Source organism: Mycobacteroides sp. CBMA 271 (assembly GCF_009729205.1).
Taxonomy (GTDB): Bacteria; Actinomycetota; Actinomycetes; order Mycobacteriales; family Mycobacteriaceae; genus Mycobacterium.
The window spans coordinates 439902-454547 of record NZ_VTHB01000003.1 but is presented as its reverse complement, the minus strand read 5'-3'; the positions used below and the strand labels follow the sequence as shown (position 1 = coordinate 454547).

19 protein-coding genes are annotated in these 14646 nt (G+C 65.9%); 8 read left to right on the top strand and 11 right to left on the bottom strand.

The window, feature by feature from the left end; translation table 11 throughout:
* Window positions 1-59 precede the first annotated feature (59 nt).
* Genes FZI91_RS10935 through FZI91_RS10920 form a run of 4 tightly spaced genes read left to right on the top strand, consistent with a single transcriptional unit; the run spans window position 60 to window position 2348 of the window.
* Window positions 60-581, top strand: coding sequence for an LAGLIDADG family homing endonuclease (locus FZI91_RS10935; protein ID WP_239001654.1), 522 nt, complete (start codon window positions 60-62; stop codon window positions 579-581).
* Between the two features lie 47 nt (window positions 582-628).
* Window positions 629-997, top strand: coding sequence for a hypothetical protein (locus FZI91_RS10930; RefSeq protein WP_309224059.1), 369 nt, complete (start codon window positions 629-631; stop codon window positions 995-997).
* Window positions 994-1353, top strand: coding sequence for a DUF3817 domain-containing protein (locus FZI91_RS10925; RefSeq protein ID WP_162525655.1), 360 nt, complete (start codon window positions 994-996; stop codon window positions 1351-1353). Before FZI91_RS10930 ends, FZI91_RS10925 begins: the two co-directional genes overlap by 4 nt.
* A gap of 59 nt (window positions 1354-1412) precedes the next feature.
* Entirely contained in the window at window positions 1413-2348 is a 936-nt protein-coding gene (locus FZI91_RS10920) for an NADP-dependent oxidoreductase (protein WP_162525656.1), read from the top strand.
* A gap of 47 nt (window positions 2349-2395) precedes the next feature.
* On the opposite strand, the gene rdgB is transcribed toward FZI91_RS10920, so the two are convergent.
* The 11 genes from rdgB to clpS all read right to left on the bottom strand — a co-directional run bounded on the left by rdgB (window position 2396) and on the right by clpS (window position 9966).
* Window positions 2396-3016 (bottom strand): RdgB/HAM1 family non-canonical purine NTP pyrophosphatase, encoded by a 621-nt coding sequence (rdgB, locus tag FZI91_RS10915; RefSeq protein ID WP_155938973.1) that lies wholly within the window; start codon window positions 3014-3016, stop codon window positions 2396-2398.
* Window positions 3017-3025: 9 nt separating this feature from the next.
* Window positions 3026-3805, bottom strand: coding sequence for a ribonuclease PH (gene rph, locus FZI91_RS10910; RefSeq protein ID WP_162525657.1), 780 nt, complete (start codon window positions 3803-3805; stop codon window positions 3026-3028).
* 93 nt (window positions 3806-3898) lie between these two features.
* Window positions 3899-4660 carry a cyclic nucleotide-degrading phosphodiesterase gene (locus FZI91_RS10905; protein WP_162525658.1) on the bottom strand — a complete coding sequence of 254 codons (762 nt, stop codon included), beginning with the start codon at window positions 4658-4660 and terminating at the stop codon, window positions 3899-3901.
* 54 nt (window positions 4661-4714) lie between these two features.
* Window positions 4715-5557, bottom strand: a complete 843-nt coding sequence (murI, locus tag FZI91_RS10900) for a glutamate racemase (protein ID WP_162525659.1) — start codon at window positions 5555-5557, stop codon at window positions 4715-4717.
* On the bottom strand, window positions 5554-6225 hold the full coding sequence (locus tag FZI91_RS10895) for a rhomboid family intramembrane serine protease (protein WP_155938972.1): 672 nt from the start codon (window positions 6223-6225) through the stop codon (window positions 5554-5556). The genes murI and FZI91_RS10895 overlap by 4 nt, the downstream gene beginning before the upstream one ends.
* Window positions 6222-7196 carry a cysteine synthase gene (locus FZI91_RS10890; RefSeq protein WP_162525660.1) on the bottom strand — a complete coding sequence of 325 codons (975 nt, stop codon included), beginning with the start codon at window positions 7194-7196 and terminating at the stop codon, window positions 6222-6224. Before FZI91_RS10890 ends, FZI91_RS10895 begins: the two co-directional genes overlap by 4 nt.
* Before the next feature lie 138 nt (window positions 7197-7334).
* Complete coding sequence (locus FZI91_RS10885) at window positions 7335-7607, bottom strand: MoaD/ThiS family protein (RefSeq protein WP_155938970.1); 273 nt, start codon at window positions 7605-7607, stop codon at window positions 7335-7337.
* A 13-nt stretch (window positions 7608-7620) separates the two neighbouring features.
* Window positions 7621-8040: a Mov34/MPN/PAD-1 family protein gene (locus tag FZI91_RS10880; RefSeq protein ID WP_155938969.1), complete on the bottom strand. Its 420-nt coding sequence runs from the start codon at window positions 8038-8040 to the stop codon at window positions 7621-7623.
* Between the two features lie 15 nt (window positions 8041-8055).
* Window positions 8056-9048, bottom strand: coding sequence for a P1 family peptidase (locus FZI91_RS10875; RefSeq protein WP_155938968.1), 993 nt, complete (start codon window positions 9046-9048; stop codon window positions 8056-8058).
* 19 nt (window positions 9049-9067) lie between these two features.
* Window positions 9068-9652 (bottom strand): DUF2017 domain-containing protein, encoded by a 585-nt coding sequence (locus tag FZI91_RS10870; RefSeq protein ID WP_162525661.1) that lies wholly within the window; start codon window positions 9650-9652, stop codon window positions 9068-9070.
* An 11-nt stretch (window positions 9653-9663) separates the two neighbouring features.
* Entirely contained in the window at window positions 9664-9966 is a 303-nt protein-coding gene (gene clpS, locus FZI91_RS10865) for an ATP-dependent Clp protease adapter ClpS (RefSeq protein ID WP_030094925.1), read from the bottom strand.
* Window positions 9967-10072: 106 nt separating this feature from the next.
* Here clpS and FZI91_RS10860 point away from each other — a divergent pair, with 106 nt between their 5' ends.
* From FZI91_RS10860 to FZI91_RS10845, 4 genes are read left to right on the top strand one after another with little or no spacing between them, the layout of a single operon-like run.
* Window positions 10073-11377 carry a nicotinate phosphoribosyltransferase gene (locus FZI91_RS10860; RefSeq protein ID WP_155938967.1) on the top strand — a complete coding sequence of 435 codons (1305 nt, stop codon included), beginning with the start codon at window positions 10073-10075 and terminating at the stop codon, window positions 11375-11377.
* 18 nt (window positions 11378-11395) lie between these two features.
* On the top strand, window positions 11396-11989 hold the full coding sequence (locus FZI91_RS10855; protein ID WP_155938966.1) for a TetR/AcrR family transcriptional regulator: 594 nt from the start codon (window positions 11396-11398) through the stop codon (window positions 11987-11989).
* A 26-nt stretch (window positions 11990-12015) separates the two neighbouring features.
* Window positions 12016-12570 carry an isochorismatase family protein gene (locus FZI91_RS10850; protein ID WP_155938965.1) on the top strand — a complete coding sequence of 185 codons (555 nt, stop codon included), beginning with the start codon at window positions 12016-12018 and terminating at the stop codon, window positions 12568-12570.
* On the top strand, window positions 12567-14591 hold the full coding sequence (locus FZI91_RS10845; protein WP_162525689.1) for an ATP-dependent DNA helicase: 2025 nt from the start codon (window positions 12567-12569) through the stop codon (window positions 14589-14591). The genes FZI91_RS10850 and FZI91_RS10845 overlap by 4 nt, the downstream gene beginning before the upstream one ends.
* Window positions 14592-14646: the final 55 nt, after the last annotated feature.

Sequence of the window (14646 nt, the reverse complement as noted above, 5' to 3'; positions counted from 1 at the left end):
ATTGCGCCACGCACGATTTCACTAACCTGCCCACCGGCCCCTACGCCTACCTCCTAGGCATGTATCTCGGCGACGGCTATGTCTCACGCTCGCCCCGGACGTGGCGCTTGCGAGTCACCTGCGACACGAGGTATCCCGAAATAGTCAGCGAATGCCGCAGGGCAATTGATGAGCTGACGCCCGGACAACACGCGTCGATTGTGGATCGCAAAGGCAATTGCGTCGACGTATCGTCATACTCCAAGCACTGGCCCTGCCTGTTTCCCCAGCACGGCCCGGGCCGCAAGCACTCCCGCACGATCGCCCTTGAACCATGGCAGCAAGGCCTGGTCGACCAAGCCACCGAAGAGTTCCTCCGCGGCCTGATCCACAGCGATGGCTGTCGTGTGGTCGCCAATGATCGCGGCGTCACCAGCATCCGATATCACTTCACGAATCGCAGCGAAGACATCCTCAGCCTCTTCACCGCCGCCCTCGACACACTCGAAATCCCGTGGACGCGATCGACCAAGTATGTCGTCTCGATCTACCGCAAAGTGGCCACCGCTCGTCTCGACGAGTTCATCGGACCGAAGCGCTGACCAGGGGTGATAGCACCCCCGCCGACATCACGCGGTACCGTCAGGACGTGTCCACTACACGGCGTCGGAGACCTGCACTCATCGTGCTGGTCGGCGTCAGCGTGGTCGCATTCCTGGGGTTGGCCTACTGGCAGTTCCAGCGCTTCGAGTCTGTGACGGGCGACGGGCAGAACCTTGGATATGCACTGCAGTGGCCACTGTTCGCGGCGTTCGTGATCTGGGCCTACCGCCGCTTCGTCCAATACGAGGACGAAGGACCGCCCGCACCGCCCACGGACCTGGTCACAGAGATTCCCGACGGGCTGCTGCCCCAGCGCCCCGCCGCGGCGCAGCCGGACCCCGCCGACCACACGCTCACCGACTACAACGCCTACCTCGCCGCCCTGGCCGAACAAGATAGGAAGCCCACACCGTGACCGAGCAAGAAGCCACGCCCGACACGCCTGCCGTCGCCACCCCGGTCGCCAAGATCCGCAGCGCGCTGTGGCGCTACCGCATCCTGGCGTGGACCACCGGTGTCTGGCTGATCGCGCTCTGCTGGGAGATGTGGCTCAAATACATTGAGCACGTACCGCATCCGCCGAGCTGGATCGGGATTGTGCACGGGTGGATCTACTTCGTGTACCTGATCTTCACCACCGACCTGGCGATCAAGGTGTGCTGGCCCTGGCCGCGCACCATCGGCACGCTGCTCGCGGGCACCATCCCGCTGCTCGGATTCATCGTCGAGCACTATCGCACCAAGCAGGTCAAGGAGCAGTTCGGCATCTAGCCGAAAGAGAATCTCGCATGTCAGGAATATTGACATGTGCTCGAACCTTGCGTAGGTGTATGAACATGACGCGAGCCGTTGTAGCGACCACATATGGCGGTCCGGATGCCTTGGAGCTTCGGGACGTCCCGACCCCACCTCTCGGTGAAGGCCAAGTCCTTGTCGACGTCAAAGCCGCTGGCGTCAATCCGATCGACTGGAAGCTCTACTCGGGCGCCTTCGGCACCGACCCCAACAATCTCCCCATGCGCCTTGGCCTCGAAGTCTCGGGAACGGTCGCGGCCGTCGGCCCGGGTGTCGAGGGCCTCAAACCGGGTGACGAAGTGATCGCCGCCGGGCAGATCGGCGGCTATGCCGGCCAGGTCGCCGCCGCCGCGGACCAGGTATTCAAGAAGCCCGCAAGCTTGTCCTTCCCGGAGGCCGCCGGATTCCTCCTCACCGGACAGACCGCGGTCCACCTCCTGGAGGCCACAAATGTCACCGAAGGCGATACCGTCCTCATCCACGGCGCTGCGGGCGGCGTGGGGCTGCTCGCCACGCAACTCGCGAAGGCCCGCGGCGCCAAGGTGATCGCCACCGCCAGCGCGGCACGCCACGACCAGTTACGTGGTTATGGCGCAATACCCGTCGAGTACGGCCCCGGTCTCCAAGAGCGTGTCAGCGCAATCGGAGCCGTCGACGCAGCACTCGATCTCGTCGGCACCGACGAAGCGGCCGACGTCTCGGTGGCGTTGGTTGCCGACAAGGACCGGATCGCCACTATCGCCGGATTCGGCCGTGCCGCAAGCGATGGGTTCAAGGCATTGGGTGGCGGTCCCGGCGCCGATCCAGGCACCAACATTCGCCTCGCCGCCCGCTCCGAGTTGATCCGGCTCGCGGGGAACGGCGATCTGGAAGTGACCGTCGACCGCACGTACCCCTTGGCCGAGGCACGCCAGGCCCACGAGTACGGCCAGACGGGCCACGCCCGCGGCAAGATCATCCTGCAGCCATAACCGTCTGGAGAGCAGTCCCCCGCGCGGGGGACTGCTCTGCAGAGGGACTACGGCGCAGTGCGGCCGAGGTTCACTAGGTTGCGAAGCATCGGCAGCAGGGCCGCGAGCGCTCGCCCGCGATGCGATACCGCGTCCTTCTCCTCGGCCGACATCTCCGCTGCGCTGCGAATTCCACCGCGCGGCACGAAGATTGGGTCATAACCAAAGCCGTTCGTCCCCGCAGGTTTGCGCGCGACGGACCCTTTCCAGCGACCCTCCACGACGACCTCTTCGCCCTCGGGTGTCACCAGCGCGCATGCAGACACGAACGCCGCGCCGCGACGGTCATCGGGGACCTCGGACAGCTGCGCGAGCAGTAACGCGGTGTTCGCAGCGTCATCGCCGTGGCGTCCACTCCAGCGCGCCGATAGCACCCCCGGCATCCAGTTGAGTGCGTCCACGGCAAGCCCGGAATCATCGGCAACACAAGCCAATCCGGTACGTCGCGCACCCTCGCGCGCCTTGATCAGCGCGTTGTCCTCGAAACTCGCACCGGTTTCCGGCACTTCCTCATAATCCGGCACATCGGCCAGTGAGACGAGCTCTACACCGGAAACCCCTGATGACTCAAGTACCCGATGCAGCTCTGCGAGTTTCTTCTGATTACGGCTTGCGACAAGTATTTTCATGGCCCCCGCCTACTTCGAACCGAATGCCTTCTTCTGCGGTGCATCGGGCAGCACACCCGGGTACGGCAACGCCAGCGCTTCCTGTTGTAACACGAACAACTGCTCGGCCGCACCCACCGCAGCATCGAGCAACTTGTCCAGCGTCGAACGCGGGAAGGTCGCGCCCTCACCGGTGCCCTGCACCTCCACCAACGTGCCAGTGTCGGTGGCCACCACGTTCATGTCCACCTCAGCGCGCGAATCCTCTTCGTACGGAAGGTCGACGCGCACTCGGCCGTCCACCACGCCGACGCTCACCGCGGCGATCGCGCACGACAGCGGTTCGTCGTCGGCCAGCTTGCCGTGCGCGGCCAGGTACGTCACCGCGTCGGCGAGCGCCACATACGCCCCGGTGATCGCGGCGGTGCGGGTACCACCGTCGGCCTGCAGCACATCGCAGTCGATGGCAATGGTGTTCTCCCCCAACGCCGACAGGTCGATGCAGGCTCGAAGCGACCGCCCGATCAGCCGGCTGATCTCCTGGGTGCGGCCGCCCACACGGCCCTTAACCGATTCACGGTCGCTGCGGGTATGCGTCGAGGCGGGCAGCATCGCGTATTCGGCTGTCAGCCAACCAAGTCCAGAACCCTTGCGCCACCGAGGCACACCCTCGGTAGCGCTGGCGGTACACATCACCCGCGTCTGGCCGAACTCGATGAGCACCGAACCGGCCGGATGCGCAGTGAATCCGCGCGTGATGGTCACCGGGCGCAGTTCGTCGTCTTGTCTGCCGTCTTCTCGTCTGGACACGCCTTCGAGCGTAACGGCCCCGTCATCGAGTGTGAGCGTCAGTGCGTCAAAAACGCCGAGTGTGCGCACCTGCGCTCACACTCGGCGAGAGAACTAGACGTCGATGGTCTCCCCGGCAACCACGGCACGCACCGGGCCGTCGAACGCCGATTTGGCCTCCGCGATGACATCCTCGCGCGAGGTCCACGGCGGGATGTGCGTCAGCAGCAGTTCCTTGACGCCCGCCCGAGCGGCGATCTGTCCGGCTTCGGTCCCCGAGAGGTGAAGGTCCGGCGGACGGTGCCCTGGCATATGCGTCCACGACGCCTCGCACAGGAACACGTCGGCATCGCGAGCCAGCTCGACCACGGCATCGCAGATGCCGGTGTCTCCGCTGTAAGCGAGAACGGCACCCGAGGCATCCTCCACGCGTAGCCCGTATGACTCGGGCGGGTGCGCCACTCGGGTAGGCGTCACCGTGAGCGATCCGAACTCGACGGGCTCGCCCTCGGCCCACGCATACAGGTCAAAGATGTCGGTGAAATCGTCGACCTCGCCACCGATCTCGGCCGAGGCAGCACCCACTCGAACCAAGGTGTCAGCCGGCCCGTACATGATCGCCTTACCCTTCGGCGGATTCGGGTGATAGCGACGCCACACGAACAGACCGGGCAGGTCGAGGCAGTGGTCGGCATGCAGATGTGACAGCAGCACCGACACCGATCCGGGATCGGCGAAACGTTGCAGAGAGCCCAAGACACCACCACCGAAGTCGATGACCAACGGTGGCGCATCCGGTGCCGTCAGGAGGTAACCAGACGCCGGGGAATCCGGTCCGGTGACACTGCCTGAGCAGCCGAGCACGGTGACTCGCACAGCCCTAGCTTGCCACGCCTGGCAAGCGTCTCGGCAGAGGGGCGCAACGGGTGTCTAACTGGACCGCGTAATTTCGGTGTAACCGATAACACCGCTAGCCCGAGTTTGCACCGCCGTCACGGCCGGGCCGAGGAATCGGGCCGCCAGGGCTCGGAATGCATCCGGGTCGCCGGTTGCTTCGAACACCCGGCTCGCCACCGGTGCATCGTGTGCACGCAACAGGTCACGATCCGACAGCAGGCGCACCAGGTCCTTGGCGGTTTCCTCGGCGCTGGAGACCAAGGTGACGTCCTCACCCATGGCGAGCTGGATCAATCCAGACAGCAACGGATAGTGGGTGCAACCCAGCACCACGGTGTCCACCTGTGCCCGCTGCAACGGCTCCAGATACCCCTCGGCAAGCTGCAGCACCTGCCGCCCGCTGGTGATGCCGCGCTCGACGAAATCGACGAACCGCGGACACGCCACCGCCGTAATTTCGGTGTCGCGCGCGGCCGCGAACGCGTCCTGGTACGCACCCGAGGCGATGGTCGCCTCGGTGCCGATGACACCGATCTTGTTGTTGTGTGTGGTGTGCACGGCCCGCCGCACCGCCGGCAGCACCACCTCAATCACCGGCACCGGGGCGTAGCGTTCGCGGGCGTCCCGCAGGCATGCCGCCGACGCGGTATTGCACGCGATAACCAGGGCTTTCACGCCACGCCCGACGAGGTCGTCGCCGATGGCCAGCGCGTGCTTGCGAATTTCTGGAATGGTCAGCGGACCGTACGGGCCGTTGCCGGTATCGCCGACGTAGACGATGTCCTCGTCGGGCAGCTGGTCGATGATGGCGCGCGCGACAGTCAGCCCGCCGACCCCGGAATCGAAGATCCCGATCGGCGAGCCGGGGCTCGTCACGTAGTCAACCTCGGTGGCGACCCCAGCTCTGAACGAGCCTTCGCCTTGCGTTCCCTACCGGACAGCCAGTAGGCCGCGAGCACGCCGGCGATGGCCCCGCTCAGGTGCCCCTGCCAGGACACCCCGAACTGTCCGGGCAGCACGCCCCACAGCACCCCGCCGTAGACGACGATCACGACGACGCCGATAAGGATCTGCCACACGTTGCGGTTGAAGAATCCCCTGACGATCACGTAGGTGAGCCAGCCGAAAATCAGTCCCGACGCCCCGATGTGATTGGTCTCGTAGGGCGAACCGATGTTGCCGATCAGCCACGTCCCCGCGCCGCCTAGCACCCAGATGATGGCGGTTGCCAGCAAGAAGCGTCCGAGCCCGGCGGCCGCGGCCAGGAAACCCAGGACGAGGGCGGGCACGGTGTTGGCAACAAGATGCCCCCAGTTCGCGTGTAGCAGCGGAGCGAAGAGAATGCCATCGAGTCCGTCGGCCTCCAGAGGCCGGATGCCGTTCTCGTCGAGACGGTGTCCGGTCACCGCGTCGATCCCCTCGACGACGTAGAGCAGGGCGACGAATGCGGTGACCAGAATTCCGCCCGTGACCCACTGGGGGCGTCCGGACCGCTCGGGACGGGCGGAGTCCGAAAGTTCTGATCCGCCGCCATATCCCGTCATGCCCACAACTGTCCTTCCAGCGCATCCTCCGCGTCATCCACGGTACCGGCGTACGCGCCCGTCGACAGGTACTTCCATCCCGCATCGGCCACCACGAACGCGATATCTGCGCGCTCCCCGGCCTTGACGGCCTTGGCGGCCATGCCCAGTGCCGCATGCAGGATTGCCCCACTCGAGATACCCGCGAAGATGCCTTCGACCTGCACCAGCTCGCGGGTGCGACGCACCGCATCGAATGACCCGACCGAGAAGCGGGTGGTGAGCACCTCCGGGTCGTACAACTCGGGAATGAAGCCCTCGTCGATATTGCGCAGCGCGTAGACACCCTCGCCGTAGCGCGGTTCGGCAGCAACAATTTGTACGCCCGGCACGTTCTCGCGTAGGAACCGCCCGGTGCCCATCAGGGTGCCGGTGGTGCCCAGCCCGGCGACAAAGTGGGTGATCTCGGGCAGATCGGCCAGGATCTCCGGGCCGGTCCCGTAGTAGTGCGCATCGGCGTTGGCGGGGTTGCCGTACTGATACAGCATCACCCACGAAGGATTCTGTGCGGCAAGCTCTTTCGCGGTGGCGACGGCCGTGTTAGAGCCGCCCTCGGCCGGGGACGAGATGATTCTTGCACCGTAGAGTTCAAGCAGCTGACGCCGCTCGATGGAGGTGTTCTCCGGCATCACGCAGATCATCGTGTAGCCCTTGAGTAGCGCGGCCATCGCCATCGAGATGCCGGTGTTGCCGCTAGTGGGCTCCAGGATGGTGGCGCCCGGCTCCAACAGCCCGTCCTTTTCGGCCTGTTCAATCATGCGCAGCGCTGGCCGGTCCTTAATCGAACCGGTCGGATTGCGGTCTTCGAGCTTGGCCCAGAGACGCACATGCGGAGAACCGTCACCATCCGAATCCCACCGCGGGGAAAGGTTCTGCAGCCCGACCAACGGGGTGTTCCCGAGTGCTTGCAGCAGCGAGTCGTAGCGCGTCACCAGGCAGCTCCGTTCCGGAGTGGATGTCCGTGTTGCCCGCCCCTAAGCGACAACATCGCGAGCGCGCCCTGATTGTCGCTCGTAGCCGGGCACTTCGGCGTGTGCGTCAGACGAAGGCCGCCGTACACCGGCACGCCGCTACCCACCGGCCACGGCAGGCAGGATGGTGACCGTATCGCCGTCGGCGATCGCGGTGTCCAGCCCACCCGAGAACCGCACGTCCTCGTCGTTGACATAAATGTTGACGAAGCGGTGCAGCTTGCCCGCGTCGACCAGACGCTCGGAGATCCCCGAGTAGTTGGACTCCAGATCCGTGATCACCGCCTGCAGGGTAGAACCCGTTGCCGCCACCCGCTTCTCGCCACCGGTGTGGGTGCGCAGGATGGTCGGAATCGATACCTCAACGGTCATGTTCAGCCTCTCCTTAGTACTGCTCGACGACGGAAATCTCTTCTTCGGCGACCACCCCGTCGACGATCCGATAGCTGCGCAACTCGTGCTGCTCGGGATCACGGGTGGACACCAGGACGTAGTGGGCATCGGGCTCGGCGGCCAAGTTGATATCGGTGCGGCTCGGGTAGGCCTCGGTGGCGGTATGCGAGTGATAGATAACCACCGGCACCTCGTCGGCCTCGTCCATCGCGCGCCAAACCCGAAGCTGTTCACCAGAATCAAAGCGATAGAAAGTCGGTGAGCGCTCGGCATTGAGCATGGCGACATGCCGCTCGGGACGATCGGAGCCCTCCGGGCCCGCCAACACGCCGCACGCCTCGTCGGGGTGATCGGCGCGGGCATGCGTCACCATGGCGTCGACCAGGTCGGCACGAATTACCAGCACTCTCATCCCTTCCTATGCACGCTAAGAAAACGCTCCAGGCAACACGTCACGATATGCGGGTATTCCTGCGACGCTCGCGGCACCCACCACCGCACGCACCACGGCCCGCTCGACGCAATCGGCGGCCGCGATCCCGACGGCAACCGTAAGAGCAGCGGGATCGCCCTCGCCCGTCCCGGTCGCGAGCACGTACAACGTGTCCCCGTCCATCGGTGTGTGCGCGGGCCTGATGGCCCGGGCCAACCCGTCATGGGCGGCAATGGCAACCCGGCGGCACTGCGCCTTGCTCAGCGGAGCATTGGTTGCCACCACGCCGATGGTCGTGTTCAACGACACCGACTTGTCAGGCAGGCCGCCCAGCTTCCCGATCTCGGCGGCCGTCGGCGCGCTCAGCTCCGGCGCAACATCGGGGTTCCAGGGCCGACCGGTCGCCGGATTAATCACCAGTCCAACCGGATTCGCGACCACGACGGCCCCGACGACGATCCCGTCCCCCAAATCGATGCTTGCCGATCCGACGCCGCCCTTCAGGGTGCCCGCCCGCGCTCCGGTGCCCGCACCGACCGCACCCCACTGCGGCGAATCGCTGGCGAGCTCTGCCGCACGGTAGCCAAATTCGGCGTCGGGCCGATTCTTCCAGGCCCCCACCGGGAGATCGAAAATGACGGCCCCCGGCACGATGGGCACCGTCCCACCCGGCAGTACCACTCCCCTGCCCCGTTCCTCCAGCCAGCGCATCACCCCGTCGGCGGCGGCCAATCCGTAGGCACTCCCTCCGCTCAGCACCACGGCGTCGACGGTCGAGACCGTGTTGGCAGGGTCGAGCAGATCGGACTCCCGGGTTCCCGGAGCTCCCCCACGTACGTCGACCGCGCCCGTAGTCCCGGGTTGCGCCAGCACCACGGTGGTGCCGGTGGCCCAGCCTGATCCGAGGGCCGCATCGGGATCCGCGCGCTGGTAATGCCCGACGGAGATTCCCGGCACGTCGGTGATCGCCCCCGAGAACAGACTCATCCGTGCATCTTCCTCACCATCAGGACGATTTCCCCATCAACGCGAGCACCAACAGCTCTTGCATGACAGTGAGCCACTGGTAGATGTCCATATGCCCGGCCATCGGATCGTCGTCGGGCAGCTCCCGGAGCCCGTCGCCGTCGATTCCCAGCATCGCCCCCAGTGCCAACCGCACGTCATTCAGCGCGGTCAACCACGCGCGCGCATCGTCCTCCGACAGCTCGAACCGCCCGCCATCGGCAGGAAGTGTCCGCAGCAACCGTTGTCCGGCCTCGCGTTTGGCGTCGATGATCTCCGGCTCGTACAGGCTGCGCAGCGCGCTGTTGAGGCCACTGACAGCCTCGATGCTGCTGGTGCCGTCCTGGTCGGGCCGGTGAAAATCGGGAAGCAAGCGCCCCAGGGTGACATCGGTGGGGGCGACTGTGTTTCCGGTGCGAATACCGGTCAACAGAGTCAATTCATCACTGGGAGCAGATGATTCGCGTTCATCCAGCATCGCCAACATAGAGGTGATCATGGATTGTAAGAGGGCCGCCTCATGTGGCTCCATTTCCGAACGCAGCCGAATACCATCGGAGGCGTTGATGCGCTTCCACTTTCGCACGGATCAGCGACTCAACGATCCTGCTGCAAGGTGGCCCACAGGCCGGCCGCATGCAGCTTGCTGACGTCGATCTCCATCGACTCGCGAGCGCCGCATGAAACTACCGCCTTGCCCTCGTGGTGCACCTGCAACATCAGATTGGTGGCCTCGCTCTCGCTGTAGCCGAACAACTGCTGGAACACATAGGCCACGTAGTTCATCAGGTTTACCGGGTCGTCCCAGACAATGGTGACCCACGGCGACTGGGTCTCGTCCACATGCTCGACAGACCGCTCCGCAGTAGTCCCTGGCAAGGCTCGCGCCGGCGCACCCATGGCCCCAGAATACCGGGACCGCCCAGACTGTCAGCACCAAGTTCGGAGTTTCCGGCTGACACACGAGCCACCTGCGCGAGTACTCATCCCGCTAACGTTGCAACTCATGGCGCACCTATCTACGTCATTGCTCACCGACAAGTACGAGCTCACCATGCTCTCCGCGGCCTTGCGCGACGGCACGGCAGGACGTCACGCCACCTTCGAAGTGTTCGCCAGAAGGCTCCCGGACGGCCGTCGGTACGGCGTGGTCGCAGGTACCGGACGGTTGCTCGAAGCGCTCGACGAGTTCCGATTCGGATCCGATGAACTGACCACGCTCGCCGATTTTCTGGACGGTGAAGTCCTGGACTACCTCGCCGCATATCGATTCGGTGGCGAAGTGGACGGCTATCCCGAAGGCGAGCTCTACTTCCCCGGATCGCCGGTGTTGACCGTGCGCGGAACCTTCGCTGAGTGCGTGATCCTCGAAACGCTGACGCTGTCGATCTTGAATCACGACAGCGCGATCGCCTCTGCCGCCGCGCGGATGGTGTCGGCGGCCGCCGACCGCCCGCTCATCGAGATGGGGTCGCGGCGGACGCACGAGCGCGCGGCGGTGGCCTGTGCCCGCGCGGCCTACCTCGCGGGATTCGAATCCTCCTCCAATCTGGAAGCACAGCGCCGCTACGGGGTGCCCGCCCGCGGCACCGCGGCGCACGCCTTCACCCTCTTGCACGCCCAGCACGGAATGAGTCCCGGCGAGACCGAACGCGAGGCCTTCCGCGCCCAGGTACAGGCGCTCGGCGTCGGCACCACCTTGTTGATAGACACCTACGACATCACCACCGGCGTCGAGAACGCCATCGCCGTCGCGGGGCCCGAGCTGGGCGCCGTACGCATCGATTCGGGCGATCTGGGCGTGCTGGCCCGCCAGGTGCGGGCTCAACTCGACAGATTGGGCGCACACCGCACCCGGATTGTCGTCTCCGGGGATCTCGACGAGTACTCCATCGCGGCACTGCGCGCCGAACCCGTCGACATCTACGGGGTGGGCACCTCGGTGGTGACCGGCTCGGGAACACCGACCGCCGGAATGGTCTACAAGCTCGTCGAGATCGACGGGATTGCAGTGGCAAAGCGCAGTAGCCACAAGGAATCTCATGGCGGCCACAAGTGCGCACTGCGCACCGCCAAACCGACCGGCACCATCACCGAGGAGGTGGTGTACCGCGCGGCCGTCGGCCAACCGGTGGTGGACGAGCCACACCGGGTGCTCACCATTCCGCTGGTCCGCGGCGGGGCGCCCGTCGCGGAAGACTCCTTGGAAGACGCCAGGGGGCGCGTACGTGCCGGACTGCTGAGCCTGCCCTGGGAGGGGCTCGGCCTTTCCCACGGGGATCCTGCGATCCCCACCCGCCTAGTGGGATAATTCCGGGCCGGAGGACACATGACAGCCAGAAGGCAATGGGCGGGAACTACGCCCGAGGAGCGTCGGGCAACGCGTAGACGCGCGCTGCTCGACGCGGGTATCGCGGCGCTTGGCGCCACCGACGGCCCGGCCTTGACCATCCGCACGGTGTGCCGATCGTCCGGTGTGTCCGAACGCAATTTCTACGAGGAGTTCAGCGAACGCGACGACTTCGTGCGCGCGGTGTATCAGGACGTACTCGAGTCGGTGATGCGTGTCGTCACCGAGTTCACGGTGGACGGTGACGATCTGGAGACCCGCGCGGTGGAAACGTTCATCGGGGCGACCGTCGACAACCCGGTGTACGGACGCATCCTGATGATCGCTCCGTTCACCGAGCCCACGCTCGGCAGCGCCGGGTTCGCGGGCTCGATGGCGTTCGCCTCCCTCGCCGAGAAGGCATTGGTCGACGTGACCGATCCCGGACGCCGCCGGTTCCTTTCGGTATCGCTCGTCGGGGCCGCGTCGGGCGCCATCATCGACTACCTGCGCGGCGATCTCTCGATCACCCGCGATGAGCTCATCGACTACATCTCACGCCTGGGCCGCCAGGTTCCAGCGATCTTCGATTGAGCCCCCTCCGGGGTACGGTCGGTGCCATGGGCAGGGCGCTTATCGTCGTCGACGTGCAGAACGACTTCTGCGAGGGCGGCTCCTTGGCGGTTCCTGGCGGCGGCGCCTTGGCAGGGACGCTCAACGGCCTCACCAACTCCGGCGAGTACGACGCAGTGGTGGCGACCCGCGACTTCCATATCGATCCCGGTGAGCACTTCTCCGAGAATCCGGACTTCACCACCAGCTGGCCGCCGCACTGCCGGGTCGGCACATCGGGCGCGAGCTTTCATCCCGACCTCGATCTCACACCGGTGGACGAGGTGTTCTCCAAAGGTGCCTACGCCGCCGCATATTCGGGCTTCGAGGGCATCTCTGTCGATGGCACGGCCCTAGCGGACTGGCTGCAGTCCCGCGACCTGGACAGCGTCGACGTGGTGGGTATCGCCACCGATTACTGTGTGGCCGCCACCGCCCGCGATGCGGCACAGCGGGGATTACACACGCGCGTGCTCTCCGCGTATTCCGTTGGCATTGCCGAAGAATCCGTGGGTCGCGCCCTGGACGAGCTCCGGGGCGCCGGCGTCGAGGTGATCAGCTGAGCGAGAACAACTCCAGCGGGCTGCTCGCCACCGCCGTCACCGCGCTCGGCGGCACCGAACGCGCCGGCCAGGTCACCATGGCCACCGCCGTCGAACACTCGCTGCACAGCGGTGAGCATCTGGTGGTTCAGGCCGGTACCGGCACCGGAAAGTCGCTGGCGTACCTGGTGCCCGCCCTCGCCCATGCCATCGAGGAATCGTCACCGGTCGTGGTCTCGACGGCCACCATCGCACTGCAGCGCCAACTCGTGGACCGCGATCTGCCCCGGCTGGCCGAGGCATTGACGCCTTCGCTGCCCCGCAAGCCCAGATTCGCGATCCTCAAGGGCCGGGGAAACTACTTGTGCCTCAACAAGTTGCACAACGGTGGCGCGGCCGACCAGGAAGCACCCGACACATTGTTCGAGCCCTTCGCGGCCAGCGCGATGGGTCGCGACGTACAACGGCTCAACGCCTGGGCCGACACCACCAAGACCGGAGACCGGGACGAGCTCAAACCCGGAGTCCCCGACCGTTCCTGGTCACAGGTCAGCGTGTCTGCGCGTGAATGCATGGGCGCCACCCGCTGCCCATTCGGCACCGAGTGCTTCGCCGAACTGGCTCGACTCGAGGCGGGCCAGTCGGATGTGGTGGTCACCAATCATGCGCTGCTGGCCATCGACGCCATCGCCGATATGAACATCCTGCCCGAGCATGACGCGGTCATCGTGGACGAAGCGCACGATCTCGTCGACCGAGTGACCAGCGTTGCCACCCAAGAGCTTTCCGCCGTCGGGCTCACCGTCACCATCCGCCGCATCGGTCGGCTGGTTTCTCCGGAGACGGCGAGCCGGTTCGAGGCGAGCTCGGCCACCTTCTCCTCGCTGATCCACGACAGCAGGCCGGGCACCATCGACCGTGCGGACGAGGAGACCGTCACCTACCTGACAGCGCTGCGCGATGCCGCGGCCGCGGGACGCACCGAGATCCCGACAGGCCAGTCCACCGACCCCGCGACCGCGGCGGCACGCTCTGAAGCCGTTGTCGCACTGGACGATATCGTCGATACCGCCTCACGCGTGCTGGCTTGCTGGGCGGAGCCCGAGATCACCGCGCGCGGTGATGTCGTGTGGCTCGACCATGAGGACAATCGGGGCTCGATACGCCCGGTGCTGCGGATCGCCCCCTTGTCGGTGGCTGGGCTGCTGCGCACCCGGCTCTTCGGGCAGCGCACCGTAGTCCTCACCTCGGCCACCCTGGCGCTCGGCGGAAAGTTCGACACCATGGCGATCTCATGGGGATTACCCGCCCAAGGCCCGGTCAAGGACGCGGACGCCGAATCCGATCGCGCCGCGGCCAAGACCATCTGGCACGGCATCGATGTCGGATCCCCCTTCCAACACGAGAAGTCCGCGATCCTGTATCTGGCCCGTCACCTTCCCGCCCCCGGCCGCGATGGCTTGGGTGCGGCGGCGCTCGACGAAATCGAGACCTTGGTGCGCGCGGCGGGAGGACGCACTCTGGGGCTGTTCTCCTCGATGCGCGCCGCCAAGGAAGCGTCCGAGGAGATGCGCGGCCGGCTCGATACCCCGGTGTTGTGCCAGGGCGATGATGCGACATCGGTTCTAGTCGAACAGTTCGCCGCCGACCCCGAGTCCTCGCTGTTCGGCACCCTCTCGTTGTGGCAGGGCGTCGACGTGCCCGGCCCCTCGCTATCGCTCGTTCTCATCGACCGAATCCCCTTCCCTCGCCCAGACGATCCGCTTCGGGCCGCCCGACAGCGCGCTATCAGCGCACGCGGAGGCAACGGGTTCATGGCGGTGGCGGGCACCCAGGCGGCGCTGCTGTTGGCTCAGGGTGCCGGACGTCTGCTACGCAGAGCAGACGACAGAGGCGTTGTCGCCGTGCTCGATTCACGGATGGCGACGGCGGGCTACGGCGGATTCCTGCGCGCATCGCTCCCACCGTTCTGGATGACTAACGACGTCTCGGTGGTCACCGCGGCGCTGCAACGCCTGATGGCGAAGCACACGGCGACTTAGACCGGGAAGGGCGCCCGCACACGGGGCTAGCCAAGAGAGTGCCTTAGTCGGTGCA